The organism is Pseudomyxococcus flavus, from assembly GCF_050038885.1.
Lineage (GTDB): Bacteria > Myxococcota > Myxococcia > Myxococcales > Myxococcaceae > Myxococcus > Myxococcus flavus.
On sequence record NZ_CP143624.1, the window covers coordinates 3,928,900 to 3,949,479 of the forward strand.

A 20,580-nucleotide genomic window follows, 5' to 3' on the forward strand; every position below is an offset into this window, starting at 1 on the left:
GCGTCTTAGGAGTCATGCAAGCGCGAGGCGGCACCCAGTCCGGTGGGCGGACGGGTTGCCGGCAGCGGCCGGTGGCCGCCGTTATGTCCCCGCGCTCCAGGTGCCGTCCTCGTCGGTGCCAGTAAGAAGGAGGTTGTCGTTCGTGGCGGAGCTGACCCCAGGCATGGAGCAGGAAGCCCGGCCCAGGATGCCCCTGGCGCTGGTGTTGCGGTGGTTGATGTCACTGGGGGGCATCCTCGCGCTGATGGGCGGGTTGCACGCGTACATCGCCGCGCGCCTGTTCGTGAGCCCGCTGCTGCCCATGCCGTGGCCGCTGCTGGGATGGGTGCTGGTGTTGCTGCTCTTCGTGTCGCTGCCGGTGGGCATGGCCGCGTCGCGGCGCGAGCCGACCTTCTGGACGCAGGCGCTCCAGTGGACGTCGTATGTGTGGCTGGGGGCCTTCGGCATCCTGCTCAGCGCGGTGGTGGCCGCGGACCTGGTGGGGCTGGTCCTGTCGTGGACGGGCGTGGTGACGGACACGCTGGCGCTGGCGCGGGGCAAGGCCCTGGCGGCGGTGGGCGTGACGGTGCCGGCGGTGGTGTATGCCTTCATCACCGCGCGGGGCCGGGCGAAGGTGGAGCGGCTGACCGTGCCGGTGGCCGGGCTGGCGCCCGGGCTCAGCGGCTTGAAGGTGGTGCAGATTTCGGACATCCATGTGGGCCCCACGCTGGACGGCCGCTGGCTGCGGCGCGTGGTGGAGCAGGTGAACGCGCTCCAGCCGGACGTGGTGGCGGTGACGGGCGACCTCGTGGACGGCACCGTGGACGCGCTGCGGGACGAAGTGAAGCCGCTGGCCGGGCTGCGTGCGTCGCTGGGTGTCTTCTACGTCACGGGCAACCACGAGTACTACCATGGGGGGCCCGCCTGGGCGGCGGAGGTGGCGCGCCTGGGCCTCACCGTCCTCCAGAACGAGCACCGGGTGGTGGAGCGCGACGGCGCGCGGCTCACCATCGCGGGGGTGACGGACCATGACGCCGGCCACATCATTCCCTCCCACGCCAGCCGCCCGGAGCTGGCGCTGCACGGGGCGCCGCAGGGTGTGCCGCGTCTCTTGCTGGCGCACCAGCCGCGCACGGCCCTGCGGGTGGCGGAGTCCGGGGTGATGGTGGACCTGCAGCTTTCCGGTCACACGCACGGCGGGCAGGTGTTTCCCTTCATGTTCTTCATCAAGTTGCAGCAGCCGGTGGTGCGCGGTCTGGCCACCATCGCCGGGGTGCGTGTCTATACCCACCGGGGGACAGGCTACTGGGGCCCGCCGCTTCGTCTGGGACCCGCGCCTGAGATTGCGGAGCTGACCCTGGTGCCCGCCCCGGGGTAATTGCACACCATGTGCATCTGTTGAGCGTTTGCCTAGACTCCGTGGCTTTCCTTGCTGAAGAGGGTCACTCTCCTGGATCTGGCAACGCTCAACAAGCTGCTCGCGGTTGGTGTGCAGAACGGTGCATCGGACATCCACTTCCGGCCGGGGGACCCGCCCATCTACCGGGTCAATGGCGCGCTCCGGCCCTTGAAGATGGAAAAGCTTCACGCGGACCACACACGACAGGTGGCATTCCATGTCGTGTCGGACCCCGCGGTGAAGAAGCAAATCGATACGCTTCAGGAGTGCGACGCCTCCTACAGCCTGCCGGGCGTGGCGCGCTTCCGGGTGAACATCTACCGGCAGCGGGGCTCGCTGGCGTGCATCCTGCGCATCATCCCGGATGAAATCCCAACCATCGACGGGCTGGGATTGCCGCAGGTGCTGAAGAAGATTGCCGCGAACGAGCGCGGGCTGGTGCTGGTGACGGGCGCGACGGGCTCGGGGAAGAGCTCCACGCTGGCGGCGATGATCGACCACATCAATCGCACGGAGAACCTGCACGTCCTCACCATCGAGGACCCCATCGAGTTCATCTACAAGAACATCAAGTCCTCCATCTCCCAGCGGGAGATTGGTCCGGACACGCAGAGCTTCGCGATTGCCCTGCGCGCGGCGCTGCGCCAGGACCCGGACGTCATCCTGGTAGGCGAGATGCGCGACACGGAGACCATCGACATCGCGCTCAAGGCGTCGGAGACGGGCCACCTGGTGCTCTCCACGGTGCATACGACGGATGCGTCGCGGACCATCAACCGCCTGGTGTCGGTGTTCCCCGCGGAAGAGCAGACGATGGTGCGCATGCGCCTGGCGGACTCGCTCAAGGCCACGGTGTCGCAGCGCCTGCTGCCCCGGGCCAGCGGCAAGGGCCGCACGGTGGCGCTGGAAATCATGGTGCAGACGAAGACGGTGGAGCAGTACATCCGCGACGACCGCGCCAACGAGCTGAAGGACGTCATCGAGAAGGGCCGCGACATGTTCGGCATGCAGTCCTTCGACCAGCACCTGACGCAGCTCTACCGCGAGGGGCTCATCACCCTGGAGACGGCGCAGAGCGCGGCCTCCAACCCGGCCGACTTCCAGCGCGCGCTCGAGTTCGAGTGAGCGCCACGGGCCGCCGCCTTGCCCGGTGGGGCAGGGCGCGCTTCATGTCAGCGTAGGACGCCCGAGGCGTAGGCCGGCGGTGTAGATTCCGCGCCACTGCGAGGGGACTGCCGATGTTGACGTTCGAGGTGGATGCCGTCGAGGAGGCCTCGACGCCTCCCGTTACCGCGCCGTTGGGGACGTTCGTGAAGGACGCGCTCTGGATGGCGCCCGGCCCGGACACGCGGGTGCTGGAAACCCAGGGCGTGCATCCGTTACTGGCCGCAGTCCACACGGCCTTCGCAGAGCATCGGCCGCTGGTGCTCTCACCGGACGTCATCTGGCTCACGATGGCGCAGGGCGTGGCGCAGCACATCCGGTTGAACGCGGAGGCCCTCCAAGGCCGCCTCGTCCGGCATGAGGGCCGCAAGAAGCTGACCGTCGAGGTGGACCGGTTTCCGACGACTGACGCGGAGTTCCATTGGCTGTTGCTTTCGTTCCGCTTCCAGCTCCGCGAGGCCCTGGGCCCCGGGCTGCCCCGGTTGCTGTCGTGTGATTTCTCCACCAGCACCGACATCGAGCGCATGGCCGGAGACGTGGTGCTGATGGACGCCATGTCGCCGTACTTCGACTTTGAGATGCTGTGTGTCTGCGGCATCCCCCGAATCACCCTGTTGGGAACGCCCGAGGACTGGCGGGCCATCCGCCGCCGCATCGACGTCATCCAGGAGCTGGACCTGGCGTGGTGGACGTCTTCCCTGGTGCCCATCGCGGACGCCTTCGTGAGCGCGGCCGAAGGGAACCCCGACCGTGAGTACTGGAAGCAGCTCTACAAGCCCAAGGCCGCGTATCGCGCGGACCTCGCCACGGGCTGGATGGCGCGGTTGTTCCCCTACGTCGCGACCGATGGGGCCTACACGGAGCGGAACCCGCTCCTGAGCATCTCGCATGCCGAGGTGATGGCTTCGCGTGACACGGCGCCGACGCTCAGGTGGGATGCTCCTCGGATAGGTGTGGCGCTGAAGGACGTTCCCGCGAACCTGTCGAGCGTGGCGCTTCATGTGGAGACAAAGCCTGTTGTCATCCGGGAGACGTGGACCCTGGACGCGGGCGTCCTGAGCGTGGAGGTGGATGGCACGGGCGCGCTCCTGCCCAGGGCGGGTGTCGTCGTGCGGCGTGGCGATGGCCGCTCGCTCATGGAGCTCGTGGAGCGAATCCTCGCGGAGCACACGGGGATCCGCGCCACCCGCGTGGGAGCCTACAATGGAGCCGCGGAGCTCAACGCCCTCTATGATCAGCTTCAGGAGGCCACGCTCTTCTCTGGCGATCGCGCGTGGCGCCTCCGGCCTCGTTCAGAGCATGTGGAGGTCGACATCCCCATCGACGAGAATGGGCGCGGCACGGCGGAGGTCTTTGCGCTCGTGGACCTGCCGGATGGCTCCGTGCTGGCGTGGCGGGACGGGGGGGACAGTGGCCTCCACTGCGTCGTCCGGTTGGACCCAAGTCAGTGGGGGCCTGTTTCGTGCCCCAACTCGAATGGATTCCTGGCCTGGGCGGTGCCGGGTGGCCGGCCTGGAATGCCTTTCCTGCGCACCCAGCAACGGGCCGCGGAGGTCCCCGTCGTCGGCACGTCGCTCGTGACCGTGCTCATGCAGGCACTGGAGCACGGCGGCTCCACCGACCTCCCTACCTTGGGGATGCTCGGCGACCGGCTGTTGCCCTGGGAACTGCCTCGCAAGTAGCCGGAGCGCGCTTACACGTCAGTGGAAATAGTCGGGTCATTTAAGACCCTATACGCCTGGGTAGGTGTTACTTTTGACCCACTGAACGGGCGTATCAGGCCACCCGTCCTCGCGGGTTTGGAGGTCCAGAAATCCAGGAAGTACTCTCAAGAGTTGAAGTAAAGATTGATATTTCCGCTATTGCTGGTTTATTGTCGCATTCGTGTCCAGCGCCCCCGCACCCCTGATCCGCCGTGCGCAGTCCCTCCTTGATGCCCGCCATCTGGTGGAGGCTGGCGCGCTGCGTCTTCCCATCGAGCCCGTCCCCGCGCCCGCGCGGCGTCACCGGAGCGCTCCGAAGGGCCCTCGGGTGATGCTCGTCTCGGAGGAGCCGCTGTTCCGGCTGGCCATGGGCCGCGAGCTGGCGTCAGACTTCGAGCTGGTCCCCACGCTGGGCATCGCGTCGGCGGACCGTCGGATGGACCTGGGCGTGGTGCCGGAGGCGGTCATCGTGGATCTGGACTCGGTGGAGCGAGCGGCCGTGCCCACCTTCCTGGCGCGGCTGGTGGATCGGGACCTGGCGGGGCCGCGCATCCTCGTGTCGTCGCACTTCCGTCCCGAGGTGGCGGCGTCCTACAGCGCCTCCAGCCTCACGCACTTCGCGCTGTCCCGCCCGTGGCGTCAGGGCTCGCTGCGCACGCTGGTGGAGTCCGTCCTGGGCCTCTCCGGGCTGCGCGCCATGGCGGCGGGACGATGAGGCGCCACGCATGAGTCGCGGGGCCACGCTCTCGGAACGGCTGGCGGACGCGGGCCGGGGCCTGCTGACGGGCGTCACGAGCGCCTCGGTGGGCGTGGTGCGCAGCGTGGGCGTGGTGCTGAAGTCCGTGGGCGGAGGCGTGGCGCAGTGCGCGCGCGGCCGGCCTCGCGAGGGACTTCCCCGGCTGGGCCAGGGCCTGACGCGCGTGGCGCAGCTTCCAGCGGATGCCGTGCTGATGGTGGGCGGGCGCGTGCTCAGCTCGGTGCAGGTGCTCGCGGGCCTGGAGCCCCCGGGCCGCCGCCTCACCGAGGACGAAGTCGCGCGGGTCCGCCCGGTGTTCGGCGACAGCCTGGACTACGCGGCGGTGCGGGTGAAGGTGGGCCGGCTGGGCCTGCTGGGGCTCCCCGGGCGGGCCTTCGCGCATGGCAATACGGTCTTCGTGCCGCCCCCGAGCGGCGCCGTGGACTTCGGGCTGCTCGTCCACGAGCTGACGCACGTGTGGCAGCACCAGCACGGCGGCACCGCCTACCTGAGCGCGGCCCTGGCCGCGCAGTGGTCCGGCGATGGGTACGACTGGCGCAAGGGCGTGAGCCGCGAGAAGCGTTGGGCCCAGCTCAACCCCGAGCAGCAGGCCCAGCTCATCGAGGATGCCGCCGTCGCCGGCCTCATCCCCGTCACCACGCCAGTGTCCCCGCGCATGAAGCTCCGGGGCTGGTCCGACGCGGCGCTCGCGCTGCTCGACGAGGCCGTGGCCTGCCTGCACGCGGGACGCGGCGCGCCCTGAAGCCTCACAGCTTGGGCGGGGCCAGCGGGTCGTGCTCGGAGAGCAACCGCGACACGCGGGCCTCGTCGAGGCGCGTGCCGAGCTGCTCCATCTCGTGCTGGTCGCGCACCGTCTTCGACAGGCTGAACGTCGAGCCCACGGTGAAGAGCAGGCCCATGCCCAGGAAGGACTTCACCCAGATGTCCACGGGCAGGTTCCAGATGCCCACCGCCGTCACTCCGACGGAGAGCACGAACGAGAGCCACGTCTGGGCAACCCAGGCGGAGCTGTGGGCAACGACGACCTTCGGCGTGGCGCGGGACATGCGGACTTCCTCCTCGTGGGCGAGCCGTGCTCGCTGACGAGAAGAACCATGCGCCTTCTCACCGTAAAGTGCATGGAACTAGTTGATGGGGGATTGATAACCTGGAGTGAATGATTCAGCTCCAGCGGCTCGAGGGCTTCTACCGGGTGGCGCGCGCGGAAGGCTACGCGCGGGCAGTGCCGACATTCCCGTATCCCATCACCCAGCCGGGCATCCATCAGCAGGTGAAGCGGCTGGAGGCCGACGTGGGCGTCCCCCTCTTCGAGCGCGTGGGGAAGGACCGCGTGGTGCTCACGCCGGAGGGCCGCGCGCTCTACGCGCACGTGGCGCCCTTCCTCGAAGGGCTGGACGCCGTGGTGCAATCGGTACGCAAGGGCGAGGTGGGCGGCACGCTGCGCGTCCACGCCTCCGGCCACGTGCTGCGCCACCTGCTGCCCGCGTGGCTGCGGCGGCTCCAGGCGAAGCGCCCGGACATCGAGGTGGCCCTCTTCGAGTCCAAGACGCCCGCGCTGGACGTGCTGCGCGCGGGCGACACGGACCTGGTGGTGGACCACCTGCCGGAGATTCCGGACGACGTGGACGTCCGCGAGGTGGGGCGCACCCATCCCTTCCTCGTCCTGCCCTCGAACCATCCACAGGCGAAGCGCCAGCAGGTGCGACTGGCGCAGCTTCGCGACGACGCCTTCATCGCCTACAGCACCGACCGGCACCTGCGCGAGCTGCAGCTGGGCGCGCTGGCTCGGGCGGGCGTCACGCCCAAGCGCCTGCACGCCGCGGATTCGTCGGAGACCATCCTCGGCTTCGTGGCGGCGGGGCTGGGGTACTCGCTGCTGGCCTCGCTGCTGCCGGGCGGGCCGCGTGAGGCGGGCGTGGTGGCCCGTCCGTTTCCCGGCGCGGGCACGGGCACCGTCCATGCGGCCTGGCGGAAGACGGCCGCGCGCAGCCCGCTCATCCAGGCCGCGCTGACGCTCGCGCCCAAGCCGTGAGCCGTCACCGGAGCCAGAACGACAACGGGGCCCCGCGTCCGCCAGGAAGGCTGGACCCGGAGCCCCGCGGGGACTCACCCATCTCAGTGCGGGCGCTCAGCCCTGGTACTGGTGCACGGCCATGATGGGGTAGTTCATGCTGGAGATGGTGACGCGCTGCGAGCCGTCGGGGTTGACGTTGTTGGAGCCGATGAACGTCGGCTTGCCGTCCTTCCAGCCCGCGAACATCACCACGTGCTGGCCGCCGTTGGTCTTCATGGAGACCACGTCGCCCGGCTTCGCGTCCTTCAGGTCGATGCGCTTGAAGTTGGGGTCCCTGTCGAGCTTGGCCATCAGGCCCATCACGCTGTTGTCGTGCTGCGAGTCGGAAATCTGGCCCGCCTGCTCGAGCACGGCGGACACGAAGTTGGCGCAGTTGACGTTGTTGGGGACCCAGTCCTCCATGTCCGCGCCCACGCCGTTCTTCTCCAGCTTCAGCGAGCCCGCGTTCTTGCCCAGGTGCTGCTGCGCAATCTCGAAGGGGCTGCCCTTGGGGCCGCGGGTGCCAGGGCCGGAGCTGCTGGGGCCCTGCACGTCCTGCGCACCGCTACCGCCCGTGGCGCCACCCGGGCGGCCCGAGGAGCCGGGCTCGAAGCTGTCCCGCGACCCCGGGATGTTCAGCGTCTTGCCGGCGTAGATGAGGTCCGCGTTCTTGATCTGCGGATTCGCCTTCATCAGCGCGCTGACGCTGGTGTTGTAGCGCTGCGCCAGGTGGGAGAGGGTGTCGCCCGACTTGATGCGGTAGCTGCTGCTCATGGGGGGCTCCGTCAGGGTGTGGGGGCGCGGGGGGGCGCCCGATGTGCGTCTTGAACCTATTCTCGGAGGTTGAGACCCGGAGTTGCGTCCCTCTTGATTTTCGAGCCCGTCACCACGGAAAGCCTCCTGATTTCAGGAGGTTCTCGGGGCGCCCCCGGGAAGGTGCGCGGCGGCGTGGGGCCTCTCGTGGATCCGACGACACTCCTGGCGGCCCCCGCGGACGGTGGCGGTGGCGGTACCGGGAGGCGGCCCTACCTTGAGGCGCATGAGCGCGCCGTCCCGGAGGTTGAACCTGGACTGGGTGTTGCCCTCGCTGGCGGTGGGGGGACGCTTCCCCATCGACACGGCGGAGCACCTCGCCGGGAAGCTCGGCATCCGCTACGTGGTGGACGTGCGGGTGGAGGCCTGTGACGACGCACAGGTCCTGCGGGAGCACGGCATCACCTTACTGCACCTGCCCACCGAGGACCTGCGTGCGCTGCGCGGCGACCGCCTGGATGAGGGCGTGGCGTGGGTGACGGCGCGCCTGGCGCAGGGCCACAAGGTCTACATCCACTGTGAGCATGGCGTGGGGCGCAGCGCATTGCTGGCCCTGTGTGTGCTCGTGGCCCTGGGACATGCCCCCCTGGAGGCGCTGGCCCTGATGAAGCAACGGCGCTGGCAGGTCTCGCCCAGCGCGGAGCAGCTCCGGACCTTCATGGCGTGGGCGGACTCCTGGCGGCAGCGGCACGCGGTGACGTGGCAGGTACCCACGCTGGAGGCGCTGGCCGAGGTGGCGCACAGCCACCTGCGTCACCCGCCCGACCTGCGCGACGGGGACGCGGACGGAGGGGAGTCCTGATGTTGGTGTCCGGAGAACATCCGCGAGACGTGGACCCGACGGCGGAGGCGCGCGCGCTGGCGAGCGCCTGGTGGGAGGTGGAGGCGCTCCCCGCGGGCCTGACGCGCCACGCGGCGCTGGTGTCCCTGCTCATCCGAACGGGGGAGTGGGCGCAGGGTGTCCTCGACGCGGAGCAGGTCGCCCACGGGGGCGAGGACGGGGACACGCCGGTGGCGCGGGCCTGCGAGGCCGCGCTGCTGGCGCTGGGGCACGCGGTGGTGGCGTCGTGGACGGGCGGCTTCCACGTGGACCTGGCGCGGGTGGGAAGCGCGCTGGAGTCCCTGGGAGGGCTGGCGCTGCCTTCGCGGGTGCGGTGCAAGGTGCCTCGGGGCCATGCCTCCCTCGGGCTCTATCCCGAGGGCTACCTGGAGTCGGCGCGGGCGCTGCCAGCCGAGGGTGGGCCCTGGCGGGTCCTGGGCATCCGCGGCATCGGCACCGGGCTGGCGGGCGTGGTGGCGGCGGCGCTGGACGCCCGTGCGCTGTGCTTCGTCCGGCCCCGAGGTCACCCCTACCGGCGCACGCTGTCACTGTCCCCGGAGCGGACGGCGCGGCTGGTGGAAGAGGCGCGCGAGGGCTACCGCTTCGTCGTGGTGGACGAGGGGCCGGGGCGGTCCGGCTCGTCCTTCGGCGCGGTGGCGGACTTCCTGGAGGCGCGGGGTGTGCCGCCCGCGTCCACCTGGTTTCTGTCGGGGCATTCCGGCGCCCTGGGGCCTCGTGCCCAGCCGAGGCAACGCGAGCGCTGGCGCCAGGCCCAGCGGCGCGGCGTGGACTTCGAGTCGCTGATGGTGACACCCACCGAGCCCGCGCACGCGCTGGCGGGCTGGGTGGAGGACCTCACAGGCAAGGCGACGGCGCCCCTGGAGGACGTGGGCGCCGGGGCCTGGCGGCACTTGCTGGGCGGCGTGCCGGAGGAGGCCTGGCCCGCGGTGCATTCGTGGCGCGAGCGCCGGAAGTACCTGCTGCGCGCGGGCGGGCGGCCGTGGCTGCTGAAGTTCGCGGGCCTGGGGGCCTATGGCGCGCGCGCCTATCTCCAGACGCGGGTGCTCGCCGACGCGGGCTTCGGTGTTCCCGTTGCGGGACTGAAGCACGGCTTCCTGGTGCAGCCGTGGCTGGAGGAGGCGCGGCCCCTGAGCTTCGTGGGGCATGCGGTGGACCGCTGGGAGCTGGTGGCGCGCGTGGGGGCGTACCTGGGCTTTCGCTCGCGCCACTTCGGGCGTGTGGAGGACGGCTGTGGCGCCTCGACGCGCGAGCTGTGGGAGATGGCCCGGTACAACACGGAGGCGGCGCTCGGGCGGCAGGTGGCGCAGGCCCTCCACGTGTGGATGCCCCGGCTGGGCGCGCTCGAGCGGATGGTGCGCCGGACGGTGACGGACAACCGGATGCATGCGTGGGAGTGGCTGGTGCTGCCCGGTGGCCGCCTGCTCAAGGCGGATGCGGTGGACCACCACCGGGGCACGGACCTGGTGGGCTGCCAGGACCTGGCGTGGGACCTGGCGGGCGCCGCGGTGGAGCTGTCGCTGGATGACGCGGAGGTGGCGGCGCTCTGCGCGGTGGTGGAGCGCCACAAGGGCCGGCTTCCTCCCTTGGAGCTGCTCCGCTTCCATCGGCAAGCCTACCTGGCCTTCCAGCTGGGGGACCATGTGCTGGCCGCTGAGTCCCACGACGCGGAGGCCCCGGAGGAGGCCACCCGGCTCCGCCGCGCGGCGGCCCGCTACGCGGAGTTGCTGCGCCGCGAGCTGGCTCCGGCCCGTCGGCCCTTCGCGAGCGGAGGCGCGAGCGCACAGCTGTCATGACGCACCGTCTGGTGGTGACCGTCTCCTCGTGACAGGCGCGCGGAGCGCCATGCCGAAGCGCTTGAAGTCGGACCATGGGCCGCGCATGGTGCCGGCGTGAGCTCCATACCCCATCCCGACTTCACGGCCGCGCGTTTCTCCCAGAGTCCTGACGCGCGCTTCCAGCCGGCGCCCGCGGACGGCGTGCTGCCGGAGGGCTTCTTCACCACCACCAACCTGCCCACCTACGTGCGCATTGGCGGCGCGTGGCGCATGCCGCGCGAGCCTCGCATGGACGGTGCGCTGGTGCTGGACGCGCAGGGCGAGCTGTGGATTCGCGAGGGCCGGCGCGTGCGCGCGGGCGAGCGCGTGGTGGTGGGCCACGCCGAGGACGGCAGCGAAGGCGTGTACGTGAACTCCGCCTACCTCTCCGGAGAGGGCGAGGGGGAGTTCAAGTTCATGACGAGCGAGGTGTCCCGCGAGAAGCCCATCGACTACGCGCATATGGCCCGCGTGCTGGTGGACGAGCGCGAGCGCGGCGGCTACCCCATCTGGGTGACGGGCCCGGCGCTGGTCCATTCCCGCGCGCGCACGGACATGACGTGGTTCGTCGCCAATGGCTTCGTGGGCGCGCTGCTCGCCGGCAACGCGGTGGCGGTGCATGACATCGAGGCGTCCATCTTCGGCACCACGCTGGGAATGAGCGGCTCGGGGGAGGCCACCTCGGGAGGCCACGGCCTGCACATGCGCGCCATCAACAAGGTGCGGGCCGCGGGCTCCATCGCGAAGGCGGTGGAGGCGGGCGTGATTACCAACGGCATCATGCACGCCTGCGTGGTGCACAAGGTGCCCTTCGTGCTGACGGGCTCCATCCGCGACGACGGGCCGCTGCCGGACGTGGTGACGGACAACCTGGAGGCGCAGGTGGCCATGCGCCAGCACGCGGTGAAGGCCACCATGGCGGTGATGGTCGCCACGGCGCTGCACGCCATCGCCACCGGCAACATGCTGCCGGCCTTCGTGACGGAGAAGGACGGCTCGCTGCGGGAGCTGCCCACCATCTGCGTGGACTCGTCCGAGTTCGTGGTGAGCAAGCTGAAGGACCGGGGCACGCACCAGGCCTTCGGCGTCGTGACGAACGCGCAGGACTTCATGCACATCCTGCGGCTGTACGTGGAGCGGGAGCTGGCGGCGCGCGGGCTCGCGGTGCCGGGCGACGCGCCGAAGAAGTAGCGGGCCGCCGCGATGGCGGAGGCGGGCCTGGCCACCGCGGGCCAGGCTCGCCTCGTGGCACCTGCGTCAGAACGACTCTTCCGGCACCTCCATCAGGTCCAGGTTGCCGTGCTCAACCATGCGGGCGGCGTGGGCGACGCCGGGCAGCACCTCGTGGCAGAACCACCGGGCGCTGGCGAGCTTGCCCACGTAGAAGGCGCGGTCTCCCGGGTTGCTCTTCATGCGCTCCAGCGCGACCTCGGCGTGGCGCACCAGCAGCCAGCCGATGACGACCTCCGCGACGGCGAACAGCACGCGGTTGCCCTGCAGGCCCACGTGGTAGACGGACTCGCCCAGCTTGCCCATCAGCGTGCCGAGCATCGTCTCCAAATCTCCCAGCGCGCGGCCCAGGGCGGCGCGCTCGGCCTCCAGTTCCTTGCCCCCACCCTTGCGCTCGGCGGTCTCACGAATCTGCGCGAGCAGCCCCTGGAGCGTCGCGCCACCGTCGCGCGCCACCTTGCGCATGAGCAAATCCAGCGCCTGGATGTGCGTGGTGCCCTCGTAGAGCGTGTCGATTTTCTGGTCCCGGATGTACTGCTCCACCGGGTAGTCCTGCAGGTAGCCGGAGCCGCCGTGGACCTGGAGCGATAGCGCCAGCAGCTCGTAGGCCTTCTCCGAGCAGTAGCCCTTCACCAGCGGCAGGAGCATGTCGTTGAGCGTGTCCAGCTCGCCCGCCTCGGTGGCGCGGTGGCCGCCCTTGCGCTCCACGCCGTCCTGGATGAAGGCGGTGTAGAGGCACAGCGCGCGCATGCCCTCCGCGTGAGCCTTCTGCGCCATCAGCATGCGGCGCACGTCGGGGTGGCGGAAGATGGGCACGCGCGGCGCCGTCTTGTCGCGCGCCTGCATCAGGTCCGCGCCCTGGAGCCGGTCCTTGGCGAAGGCCAGCGCGCGGCTGTAGCCCGCGGACAGCGTGGCCATGGACTTCACGCCCACCGCCATGCGCGCCTGCTCGATGATGTAGAACATCTGCCGGATGCCGTCGTGCACCTCGCCCAGCAGCAGGCCACGACAGGGCTTCCCATCACCGAACGTCAGCTCACAGGTGACGGAGCCCTTCAGCCCCATCTTCTTCTCCAGCTTGGTGCACACCACGCCGTTGGCTTCGCCCAGGCTGCCGTCCTCGTTCACCCAGTACTTGGGCACGACGAACAGCGACAGGCCCTTGGTGCCCGGCGCCGCGCCCTCCGGACGCGCCAGCACCATGTGGATGATGTTTTCGGACATGTCCGAGTCGCCGTTGGTGATGAAGCGCTTCACCCCTTCGATTTCCCAGACCTCGTCGGAGACGCGGCGGGCCTTGGTGCGGGCGGCGCCCACGTCGCTGCCGGCGTCGGGCTCGGTGAGCACCATGGAGCCGCCCCAGCGGCGCTCCAGCATGTGCGGCAGGAAGCGCTTCTTCTGCGCATCCGTGCCCAGCCGGTCGATGATGCGCGCCAGCAGGTTGCCCAGCGTATAGAAGGCCAGCGAGGCGTTGGCGCCCACCAGCAGCTCGAACGCGGCCCAGCCCAGCGACGGCGGCGCGCCCAGGCCGCCCAGGTGCGGCGGCTGCTCCAGCAGGTGCATGCCCGCGTCGAAGAAGGCGTTCATCGCCTTCTTCAGGCCCGGGGGCAGCGTCACCTCGCCGTTCTCGAGCTTCGGCGGGTTGTGCTCCGGCTCCTCGAAGCTGAGGGCCAGCTCGTTGACGCTGAGCTGAGCGAAGGTCTGGAGCATCTGGCGCGCGGACGTCTCATCCAGGTCGCCAAAGGGCGCGTGGCCCAGCGAGGCGCGGCCGATATCGAGGAACTCGAAGAGGTTGAACTCGATATCGCGCAGGTTGGGGACGTAGTGGTTCGAAGACGACATCTCGGGCTCCTCGCGGGTGTGGGGCCGCGAGGCTAACCCGAGATTGATTCGCGAGTCAGGGACTCTTGAGCTGGAGGGTGGGGACGGCGCCCTCGCCGAGGACGAGGTGCACCTGGCCCACCTTGGACGCCAGGTCCTTGTAGGCCTCCAGCTCCTTGAGGCGCACCAGCAGCGGGTTCTCCGCCAGCACCCTGGCCGTCTGCGCCATGGAGCGGGTGGCCGCCGTCTCCTCGCGCCGCAGGATGACGTTGGCCTCTGCTTCCTTCTGCGCCTGGATGACGCGGTTCAGCAGCTCCTTCATCTCTCCAGGGAGGACGACGTCCTTGATGCCGAAGCGCAGCAGCTCCAGGCCCACCGCGTCCGCGCGGTCCTTCACCTGGGTGAAGAGGCCCTCGGCCACGGCCTCGCGCGAGGCGAGCAGCTCGTCCAGCGTCCGCTCCGACACGGCCTCACGCGCCGCCAGCTGCATGGCGAGGTAGAGGACGTCATCCGGCGTGCGGGACACGACGGCGAGCCGGCGTGCATCCGCCACGCGGAAGGCGGCGGACAGGTTGAGGCGCAGGGTGACGCGGTCCTTCGTCATGACCTCCTGGCCGGTGACGTGGAGCAGGCGCTCGCGCAGGTCGATGACGGCCAGCTGCACCTTGCGGGCGACGGTCCACGCGGCGTGGCGGCCCGGAGGCAGCACGGCGTCCAGCACACCGTCCACGTAGCGCAGCGCGACGCTGCCCTCGGCGGCGGTGGCTTCCACGTAATCGCTGGCGGGGACCAGGGCGCGCACGTCGTCACGCAGCGGCGCCGTGGCGATGCCCGAGGTGTCCACGCGCTCCACGCGCACGGTGGGCGTGGGGGGCGTGTGGTCGCGACTGGGGATGCGCTCCACCTGCCACACCTGGTGCAGGCCCCGGCCGAGCCAGCGCACGGGACGGCCCTTGTGGAAGAGGATGGCACGCTCGTCCGCGCCGAGCTCCACGACCTGAAGGTCCGCCTCCGGCACGAGGGCCAGGAGCGCCGGGTCGAGCTGGGCGAGCGGCTGCTCGGTGCTCACGCGCACCAGCCGCACCGTGCGGAAGGGGTGGAGGAGCCAGTACCGGCCGGGAGCGAGGTATCGCTCCGGCTTCTCGTTCACCAGCACGAAGACCCGCTCGTTCTGCCCGACCGTCACACTCATGATGCTCATCGCGCACCTCCTTTCCCCCTCCGGGGAGCTTGAAGAACCGGGACGTTTCCGTGCGCGGTGTCGCGCGTGTCCCGGGCACTGCTGAAAAGTGAGGGCCCCGCCGTCCACCGACGGGTGAGCGCGTACGGCATGTCCTGGCCGCTTCCTGGCTGCTCGCGCCAACGCGCCGGGCACGGTCGCGGACGGCGGCAGGGGCTTTCGCTGACAGCTCGAAAGGGGCCTTGTCGCCCTGGCGGAAGGCCGGGCATCGAGGTGGGAGGAGTGGGAAGCGGTGGACCCGCGCTCACGTCAGTTCGCGGCGAAGCCCTCTGGGTTGAACGAAGGAATCGAACCTTCTCCGCAGGATTTGGACCTGTGCTCTACCAGTGAGCGAGTTCAAAGCAGGCGCGGCTGGCGCCTGCTTCCATTTGGGCCCGACGGGGGCCCGACCGGGCGGGCCGATGTGAGGGAGCCACCGCGAGCGATGGACATGGGAACGCCCACGCCGGTGCCCGGACGCAGCGCGCCCCTGCCCGGAGTCGGGCGCCCAGGGACAGCCCCGTGGCACCTCTGGATTCCGCCGGGGCACTGGGACGATGCGCCACGGAGGACCTGACAGCGCGCTGTCCTGGCGATGAACGCCAGGGGCCATGGGTTGGAGGCCGCCCACTTCGTTTGAAGGGGCGGACGCAGGCCCCCTGCCTACTTCACCGCGTCTGCCTCCTGGGGCACGAATGGGATGGGCGCCTTCGCCTTCTGGGGCACGGGCGTCGCCAGGACTGACTCGGTCGGCGCTTCGGAGGGAGGCGTGTTGTCGGGCTGCATCGGCTTGCACTCAGCGGCGTGCTTGTCTGCCGGCTGCTCCTTCGAAGAGGTGCCTGCCGTGCGCGTCTTCGCCACCGGGCCCGAGGACACCTCGCACATGGGGGCGGTGCCGAGGATGGGCTTGGCGACCCGGGGGGAAGTGGCCGGCGGTGTCTGCCGTGACGAGCTCCTCCGTGCCGAGGATGACACGTCACCCCGGAGCGTCGCGTCGCTCCGCTGCGTGGAGTCGGTCTGCGTGTTCGCCAATCCCTCGCTGCTGGACGTGGAGGTGGCCGTCGCCACCGCCGAGGGCGCGGGCTTCTTCGCCGCTTCGCCCAGCGCCTCCGCGAGCAGGTTGTTGCTCTCGTGCATCTGGTCGCGCGCCCGCGCCATGCTGGCATCGTGGCGGTTGAGTTGCTCCGACAGGGCAGCCTGGTACTGGCTGCGCTCCTTCTCGATGCTCGCCTTGAGCGTGTCTCGCTCCTGTGCCACCTCGCTCAGCCGCTGCTCCAGCGCGCCCTTCTCCGTGTTCAGGACGGCCTCCGCCCGGGCCATGCAGGCCGCGAGCACCTTCTCCTCGGACTCCCGCTCCGGGAGCGGTTCGCTCCGGGTCCACGCCACCATCGCGCTGCTCTGCCAGCGGTAGTCCGTGTGCATCACGCACTCCTGCACCAGCCGCGTGAGTCGGTCCTCGGACCACACAGGCTCGGGCCGTGCGCAGGGGCCCACTTCCTCCTTGAGCGTGGAGGGAAAGGACCGGGTCTGCTTCACCCAGCAACCGTCCCGCTGCTCCATCCGCACCGCGGTACACGCGCTCGCCATCACCGCGAGCGACACTGCCGTCACAAGCCTCATGTCTCCCTCCGTCCCCAACACCCAGCGGCCCGTGCTTCTGGGCGGACGGTAGGAATGGCCAGGACACGCGCCCATGGCCGTGAACCCTGGAGCCGTGTGGGAATGTCTTGGGACGGACCTCACCGGCAGACGAGCAAGCGAGGAACGCTTCGCCTCGCGTGCGCTGGCCAACGCTCCTGGCCGAACGGACGACGCGCTGTCGCGGCGCGCAAGCCTGCCCGGCTGCTCGCGTGTCGAGCCCCAGAACCGCGAGGCCCTCAGCGGAGCAGCGCTTCCGTGTGGCTCAGCAGCTCCGGTCCTCCGGGCTGTCCGTGCCCGGGGATGACCACGCGCGCCTCGGGAAACCGCTGCCGCACGCGCTGCAGGCTCGCGGGCCAGGCCCCGACGTCCGCGTCCTCCAGGTTTCCCAGATCCTTCGAGGTGGCGTCCTTCACGAAGCAGCCGCCGAACAGCACGCCGCTTTCCCGGTGCCACACGACCACGTTGTCCTTCGCGTGGCCCGCGCCCGGAAAGAACAGCTCGAGCGGCCCCATCGACTGGGACTCCGTGAAGGTCTCCGAAGGCCCTGGCAGGTCCAGGGCGGCGGCAATCCTCGCCGTCTCTTCCAGTCCATGGACGGGAATGCCATGGGGCACGAGCGCCGGCACGCCGCCGAGCCGGTCCGTGTGGTAGTGCGTCACCACCGCCGCGCGCACCGGGCGGCGCAGCGTGTCTCGCGCCCAGCTCAGCAGCAGCGCCCCCTGACGCGCATCCCACCCCGTGTCGACGAGCAGCGAGGTCTCGCCGTCCTCGACGATGAGCCCGTTGGTGTAGACGCGGCCGAACCTCTCCGTGTCGACCACCGTGACGTGCCGCCACACGCCGGGCGCGAGCTGATGCACGCTCACGTCATCCGCCAGCACATATTCGTTCCTGTGCCCGGTCCGCGTCTCCACGGAGGCACTCCGCTCCGCTTCGACCGCGGGCGTCTTTCGGGTGCATGCGGCGCTCAGGGTGAAGAGCGCGCAGGCGACAAGCAAGGGGGAGGGACGGAGTGTCATCGTTGGGGGACCTCAACTGCGGTTGTTCGTGAATGCCAGGAGCCGCGTGCTAATTCGTGTCAGCGAACGGGTAGCACCAGGTGGCGGCGTCCCCGTGCAAGCCGTGTGCACAGGTTGGAGCAGCGCGGGTGTGGCCTCCCGGCAGCGGAAATGTGGCACTGGAGCCACGAAGGGGCGCGCCGTCAGCGCCGCTCGATATCCCACCAGCCGAACCACATGGTCCGCTGCTCCGTGAGCTGGACCCAACCCGGCGCATGGGTGTACGCGCGAGGGAGCAGTCCCGCCGCCGTGACGGCGTGCGCCGTCTCCTCGAAGGAATACAGGTGGAGGGACACCGCGGGGCCAGCCGTCTGCACCTGCTGGACGGGCGCCTCGTGTCCTTCGAGCCCGGGCCGCCGCTCCAGGACGGTGAAGAGCATGCGCCCGCCGGGCTCCATCGCGTCCGCCAGGTGCTTCAGCACGCGCGGCAAGTCGTCGCAGAAGTCCAGGCAGCCGATGGCGAGCGCCACCGAGAAGCGGCCCCACTCAGAAGGAATGGGTTGATGGTAGCTGTGCACGTGCCAGGCGCCCTCGGGACGTGCGGTCCGGGCCCGTGCGAGCATCTCCTCGGAGAGGTCGGTGCCGACCACCGTGACGGAGGCCTCCAGGCCGCGCGTGTGCAGTCCGGGCCCACAGCCCACGTCGAGCACGCGGGCGCCGGGTGTCACCACCGCCGCGAGGAATCGCTCGACTCGCTCCTCGTACCGGTGCAGGACCGGGAAGAGCGCCTCGTAGGCTGAGGCAATCTCCCCATATACCTGCTTCACGCCCTCTTCCTGCGCATCCCGGGACACGGTTCCTCCGGCTCGTGCGAACGCCCAGGCGACGCGGCCGGGCGCTCCGGCATCGTGTATGCCACGCCCGCCGCGAGAGGACGCGGCGGGGCACCCTAACACGCAGCGTGGCTGCCTCAGTCCGCGACCTGTCGGAACACCGCGAGCGAGCGGCCGATGAGCTCGAACGTCTCCTTCTCCAGCGGCTCGGGGCCCCTGCTGTCGTCGGCGGTGCAGAACTCCAGCTCCCACCGCTGGCCCTGCGCCGCGGGCGGCACCTTGTACGTCACCGGCTCATGGTGCGCGTTGAGCAGGATGAGCAGCGCGTCGCCGATGATGCGCTGCCCGCGCTCATCCGGGGTGGGGATGGCATCTCCGCCCAGGAGGAATGCCAGCGAGCGCACGAAGGGCTTCTGCCAGTCCTCCGCGTTCATCTCCGTGCCGTCCGGCCGGAACCACGTCAGGTCCTTGTGCTCGGAGTCCCACAGGTGCTGGCCCTTGAAGAAGCGGCGGCGCTGCAGCACGGGCTGCCGGTGGCGGAAGTGGATGAGCTTGCGCGTGAACTCCAGCAGCTTCCGCCGCCGCTCATCCAGGTTCCAGTCCACCCATGACAGCTCGTTGTCCTGGCAATAGGCGTTGTTGTTGCCGCCCTGCGTGCGGCCCATCTCGTCGCCAGCGACAATCATGGGGATGCCGGTGGAGAGAAAGAGCGAGGCCAGCAGGTTGCGCTTCTGCCGCTCGCGCAGGGCGATGATGTCCGGGTTGTCCGTCTCGCCCTCCACGCCGCAGTTCCACGACTGGTTGTCGTCCGCGCCGTCGCGGTTGTGCTCGCCGTTGGCCTCGTTGTGCTTGTGGCTGTACGTCACCAGGTCGTGCAGGGTGAAGCCGTCGTGCGCGGTGACGAAGTTGATGCTCGCCTGCGGACGGCGACGCGCCTCCGCGTACAGGTCCGCGTTGCCCGTGAGGCGGTAGCCCATCTCACTGGCGAGGTTCTCGTCGCCCTTCCAGAAGCGGCGCAGCGCGTCCCGGTACTTCCCGTTCCACTCGCGCCAGGGCGCGGGGAAGCCGCCCACCTGGTAGCCGCCGAGGCCCACGTCCCACGGCTCGGCGATCAGCTTCACGCGACTGAGCACCGGGTCCTGGTGGAGAATCTGGAACAGCGCCGCGTTGCGGTCGAACGCGCCTTCGCCCGTGCGCCCCAGCACCGTGGCGAGGTCGAAGCGGAACCCGTCCACGTGCATCTCGTTCACCCAGTAGCGCAGGCTGTCGACAATCAGCCGGGCCGCCTGGGGGTGAGATGCGTTGATGCTGTTGCCGCACCCGGTGAAGTCCAGGTAGTGCCGCCCGTCCGGCATCAGCCAGTAGTAGCTCGCGTTGTCGATGCCCTTGAGCGACAGCGTGGGCCCCAGGTGGTTGCCCTCGCAGGTGTGGTTGTAGACGACGTCGAGGATGACCTCGATGCCCGCGGCGTGCAGGTCCCTCACCATCGCCTTGAACTCGGCGACGGCGGCGCCGGGCGTCTTGCGGCTGGCGTAGTACTGCTCCGGCGCGAAGTAGCCCAGCGTGTTGTAGCCCCAGTAGTTCGACAGCTTCTTGTCGTCGAGGAACGAGTCGTCCGCGAAGGCATGCACCGGGAGCAGCTCCACCGACGTCACGCCCAGCTTCTGCAGGTGCTCGATGATGGGCGGGCAGGCCAGGCCCGCGTAGGTGCCGCGCAGGTGCTCGGGCACGCCGGGGTGGCGCATGGTGAGGCCACGCACGTGGGCCTCGTACAGCACCGTCTTGCGCCAGGGCACATCCGGACGCCGGTCATTGCCCCAGTCGAAGAAGTCGCTCACCACCACGGACTTGGGGACGCCCGCCGCGCTGTCGCGCTCGTCGCGCGCCAGGTCCTGCTGCGCGTGGCCCAGTGGATAACCGAACACCGGCTGGCGCCAGTCCACGTCGCCGTAGAGCGCCTTGGCGTAGGGGTCCACCAGCAGCTTGTGTGGGTTGCAGCGGTGGCCCTTGGAGGGCTCGTACGGGCCGTGGACGCGCAGGCCGTACAGCGTGCCTGGCTCCAGGCCCGGCACGTAGCCGTGGTGCACGAAGTCCGTGGACTCCGGCAGGTCGAACCGTTCGATTTCGCGCGTCGGGTCCGCGGGGTCGAAGAGGCAGACCTCCACGCGCGTCGCGACCTGGGAGTAGACGGCGAAGTTGACCCCTGAACCATCGAAGGTGGCGCCACGAGGCCAGGGCTTGCCCGGCCAGACTTCCCTACTCATTGCAGGCTCTCGATTCTGGAGGAAAAGCCCGCTGAATGTGGGGATGGCCCT

17 protein-coding genes and 1 tRNA gene are annotated in these 20,580 nt (G+C 70.0%); 9 read left to right on the plus strand and 9 right to left on the minus strand.

Annotated elements, in window-relative coordinates:
- Positions 1-142 precede the first annotated feature (142 nt).
- From VZL07_RS16555 to VZL07_RS16575, 5 genes are all read left to right on the plus strand, one after another.
- Complete coding sequence (locus VZL07_RS16555) at positions 143-1,357, plus strand: metallophosphoesterase (protein WP_426756506.1); 1,215 nt, start codon at positions 143-145, stop codon at positions 1,355-1,357.
- A 51-nt stretch (positions 1,358-1,408) separates the two neighbouring features.
- Positions 1,409-2,503, plus strand: coding sequence for a type IV pilus twitching motility protein PilT (locus VZL07_RS16560; RefSeq protein ID WP_426756507.1), 1,095 nt, complete (start codon positions 1,409-1,411; stop codon positions 2,501-2,503).
- Between the two features lie 113 nt (positions 2,504-2,616).
- Positions 2,617-4,224, plus strand: a complete 1,608-nt coding sequence (locus VZL07_RS16565; protein WP_426756508.1) for a DUF4419 domain-containing protein — start codon at positions 2,617-2,619, stop codon at positions 4,222-4,224.
- 265 nt (positions 4,225-4,489) lie between these two features.
- Complete coding sequence (locus VZL07_RS16570) at positions 4,490-4,960, plus strand: hypothetical protein (protein WP_426756509.1); 471 nt, start codon at positions 4,490-4,492, stop codon at positions 4,958-4,960.
- 10 nt (positions 4,961-4,970) lie between these two features.
- A complete protein-coding gene (locus VZL07_RS16575) occupies positions 4,971-5,744 on the plus strand; it encodes an eCIS core domain-containing protein (RefSeq protein WP_426756510.1) in 774 nt (257 codons plus the stop codon).
- Positions 5,745-5,748: 4 nt separating this feature from the next.
- Here the strand turns inward: VZL07_RS16575 and VZL07_RS16580 are convergent, their stop codons facing one another.
- Entirely contained in the window at positions 5,749-6,048 is a 300-nt protein-coding gene (locus VZL07_RS16580; RefSeq protein WP_426756511.1) for a YiaA/YiaB family inner membrane protein, read from the minus strand.
- 110 nt (positions 6,049-6,158) lie between these two features.
- Between VZL07_RS16580 and VZL07_RS16585 the strand changes: the two genes are divergently transcribed.
- The gene (locus tag VZL07_RS16585; RefSeq protein ID WP_426756512.1) at positions 6,159-7,034 is read left to right on the plus strand and encodes a LysR family transcriptional regulator; all 876 of its coding nucleotides are present in this window, start codon (positions 6,159-6,161) and stop codon (positions 7,032-7,034) included.
- A 96-nt stretch (positions 7,035-7,130) separates the two neighbouring features.
- Here the strand turns inward: VZL07_RS16585 and VZL07_RS16590 are convergent, their stop codons facing one another.
- Positions 7,131-7,829, minus strand: coding sequence for a LysM peptidoglycan-binding domain-containing protein (locus VZL07_RS16590; RefSeq protein WP_426756513.1), 699 nt, complete (start codon positions 7,827-7,829; stop codon positions 7,131-7,133).
- A 265-nt stretch (positions 7,830-8,094) separates the two neighbouring features.
- On the opposite strand from VZL07_RS16590, the gene VZL07_RS16595 reads away from it, so the two are divergent.
- The 3 genes from VZL07_RS16595 to VZL07_RS16605 all read left to right on the plus strand — a co-directional run bounded on the left by VZL07_RS16595 (position 8,095) and on the right by VZL07_RS16605 (position 11,714).
- Positions 8,095-8,670: a protein-tyrosine phosphatase family protein gene (locus VZL07_RS16595; RefSeq protein ID WP_426756514.1), complete on the plus strand. Its 576-nt coding sequence runs from the start codon at positions 8,095-8,097 to the stop codon at positions 8,668-8,670.
- Positions 8,670-10,502, plus strand: a complete 1,833-nt coding sequence (locus VZL07_RS16600; protein WP_426756515.1) for a hypothetical protein — start codon at positions 8,670-8,672, stop codon at positions 10,500-10,502. The genes VZL07_RS16595 and VZL07_RS16600 overlap by 1 nt, the downstream gene beginning before the upstream one ends.
- Before the next feature lie 96 nt (positions 10,503-10,598).
- Positions 10,599-11,714, plus strand: a complete 1,116-nt coding sequence (locus VZL07_RS16605; protein WP_426756516.1) for a hypothetical protein — start codon at positions 10,599-10,601, stop codon at positions 11,712-11,714.
- A gap of 66 nt (positions 11,715-11,780) precedes the next feature.
- On the opposite strand, the gene VZL07_RS16610 is transcribed toward VZL07_RS16605, so the two are convergent.
- From VZL07_RS16610 to glgX, 7 genes are all read right to left on the minus strand, one after another.
- Positions 11,781-13,595 carry an acyl-CoA dehydrogenase gene (locus tag VZL07_RS16610; RefSeq protein WP_426756517.1) on the minus strand — a complete coding sequence of 605 codons (1,815 nt, stop codon included), beginning with the start codon at positions 13,593-13,595 and terminating at the stop codon, positions 11,781-11,783.
- Positions 13,596-13,650: 55 nt separating this feature from the next.
- Positions 13,651-14,775 (minus strand): slipin family protein, encoded by a 1,125-nt coding sequence (locus tag VZL07_RS16615; protein WP_426756518.1) that lies wholly within the window; start codon positions 14,773-14,775, stop codon positions 13,651-13,653.
- A gap of 309 nt (positions 14,776-15,084) precedes the next feature.
- Positions 15,085-15,154, minus strand: a tRNA-OTHER gene (locus tag VZL07_RS16620).
- Between the two features lie 302 nt (positions 15,155-15,456).
- The gene (locus tag VZL07_RS16625; RefSeq protein ID WP_426756519.1) at positions 15,457-16,413 is read right to left on the minus strand and encodes a hypothetical protein; all 957 of its coding nucleotides are present in this window, start codon (positions 16,411-16,413) and stop codon (positions 15,457-15,459) included.
- A gap of 257 nt (positions 16,414-16,670) precedes the next feature.
- Positions 16,671-17,453: a subclass B1 metallo-beta-lactamase gene (gene bla / locus VZL07_RS16630; protein ID WP_426756520.1), complete on the minus strand. Its 783-nt coding sequence runs from the start codon at positions 17,451-17,453 to the stop codon at positions 16,671-16,673.
- Between the two features lie 182 nt (positions 17,454-17,635).
- On the minus strand, positions 17,636-18,286 hold the full coding sequence (locus VZL07_RS16635) for a class I SAM-dependent methyltransferase (RefSeq protein ID WP_426756521.1): 651 nt from the start codon (positions 18,284-18,286) through the stop codon (positions 17,636-17,638).
- A gap of 116 nt (positions 18,287-18,402) precedes the next feature.
- Positions 18,403-20,529 carry a glycogen debranching protein GlgX gene (gene glgX, locus VZL07_RS16640; protein ID WP_426756522.1) on the minus strand — a complete coding sequence of 709 codons (2,127 nt, stop codon included), beginning with the start codon at positions 20,527-20,529 and terminating at the stop codon, positions 18,403-18,405.
- Positions 20,530-20,580: the final 51 nt, after the last annotated feature.

Bases quoted from the DNA above. Each gene is read 5' to 3' on its own strand.
- VZL07_RS16565 (WP_426756508.1), top strand. From the start codon at position 2,617: ATGTTGACGTTCGAGGTGGATGCCGTCGAGGAGGCCTCGACGCCTCCC.
- VZL07_RS16575 (WP_426756510.1), top strand. From the start codon at position 4,971: ATGAGTCGCGGGGCCACGCTCTCGGAACGGCTGGCGGACGCGGGCCGG.
- VZL07_RS16580 (WP_426756511.1), bottom strand. From the start codon at position 6,048: ATGTCCCGCGCCACGCCGAAGGTCGTCGTTGCCCACAGCTCCGCCTGG.
- VZL07_RS16585 (WP_426756512.1), top strand. From the start codon at position 6,159: ATGATTCAGCTCCAGCGGCTCGAGGGCTTCTACCGGGTGGCGCGCGCG.
- VZL07_RS16590 (WP_426756513.1), bottom strand. From the start codon at position 7,829: ATGAGCAGCAGCTACCGCATCAAGTCGGGCGACACCCTCTCCCACCTG.
- VZL07_RS16595 (WP_426756514.1), top strand. From the start codon at position 8,095: ATGAGCGCGCCGTCCCGGAGGTTGAACCTGGACTGGGTGTTGCCCTCG.
- VZL07_RS16600 (WP_426756515.1), top strand. From the start codon at position 8,670: ATGTTGGTGTCCGGAGAACATCCGCGAGACGTGGACCCGACGGCGGAG.
- VZL07_RS16610 (WP_426756517.1), bottom strand. From the start codon at position 13,595: ATGTCGTCTTCGAACCACTACGTCCCCAACCTGCGCGATATCGAGTTC.
- VZL07_RS16615 (WP_426756518.1), bottom strand. From the start codon at position 14,775: ATGAGCATCATGAGTGTGACGGTCGGGCAGAACGAGCGGGTCTTCGTG.
- VZL07_RS16625 (WP_426756519.1), bottom strand. From the start codon at position 16,413: ATGAGGCTTGTGACGGCAGTGTCGCTCGCGGTGATGGCGAGCGCGTGT.
- bla (WP_426756520.1), bottom strand. From the start codon at position 17,453: ATGACACTCCGTCCCTCCCCCTTGCTTGTCGCCTGCGCGCTCTTCACC.
- glgX (WP_426756522.1), bottom strand. From the start codon at position 20,529: ATGAGTAGGGAAGTCTGGCCGGGCAAGCCCTGGCCTCGTGGCGCCACC.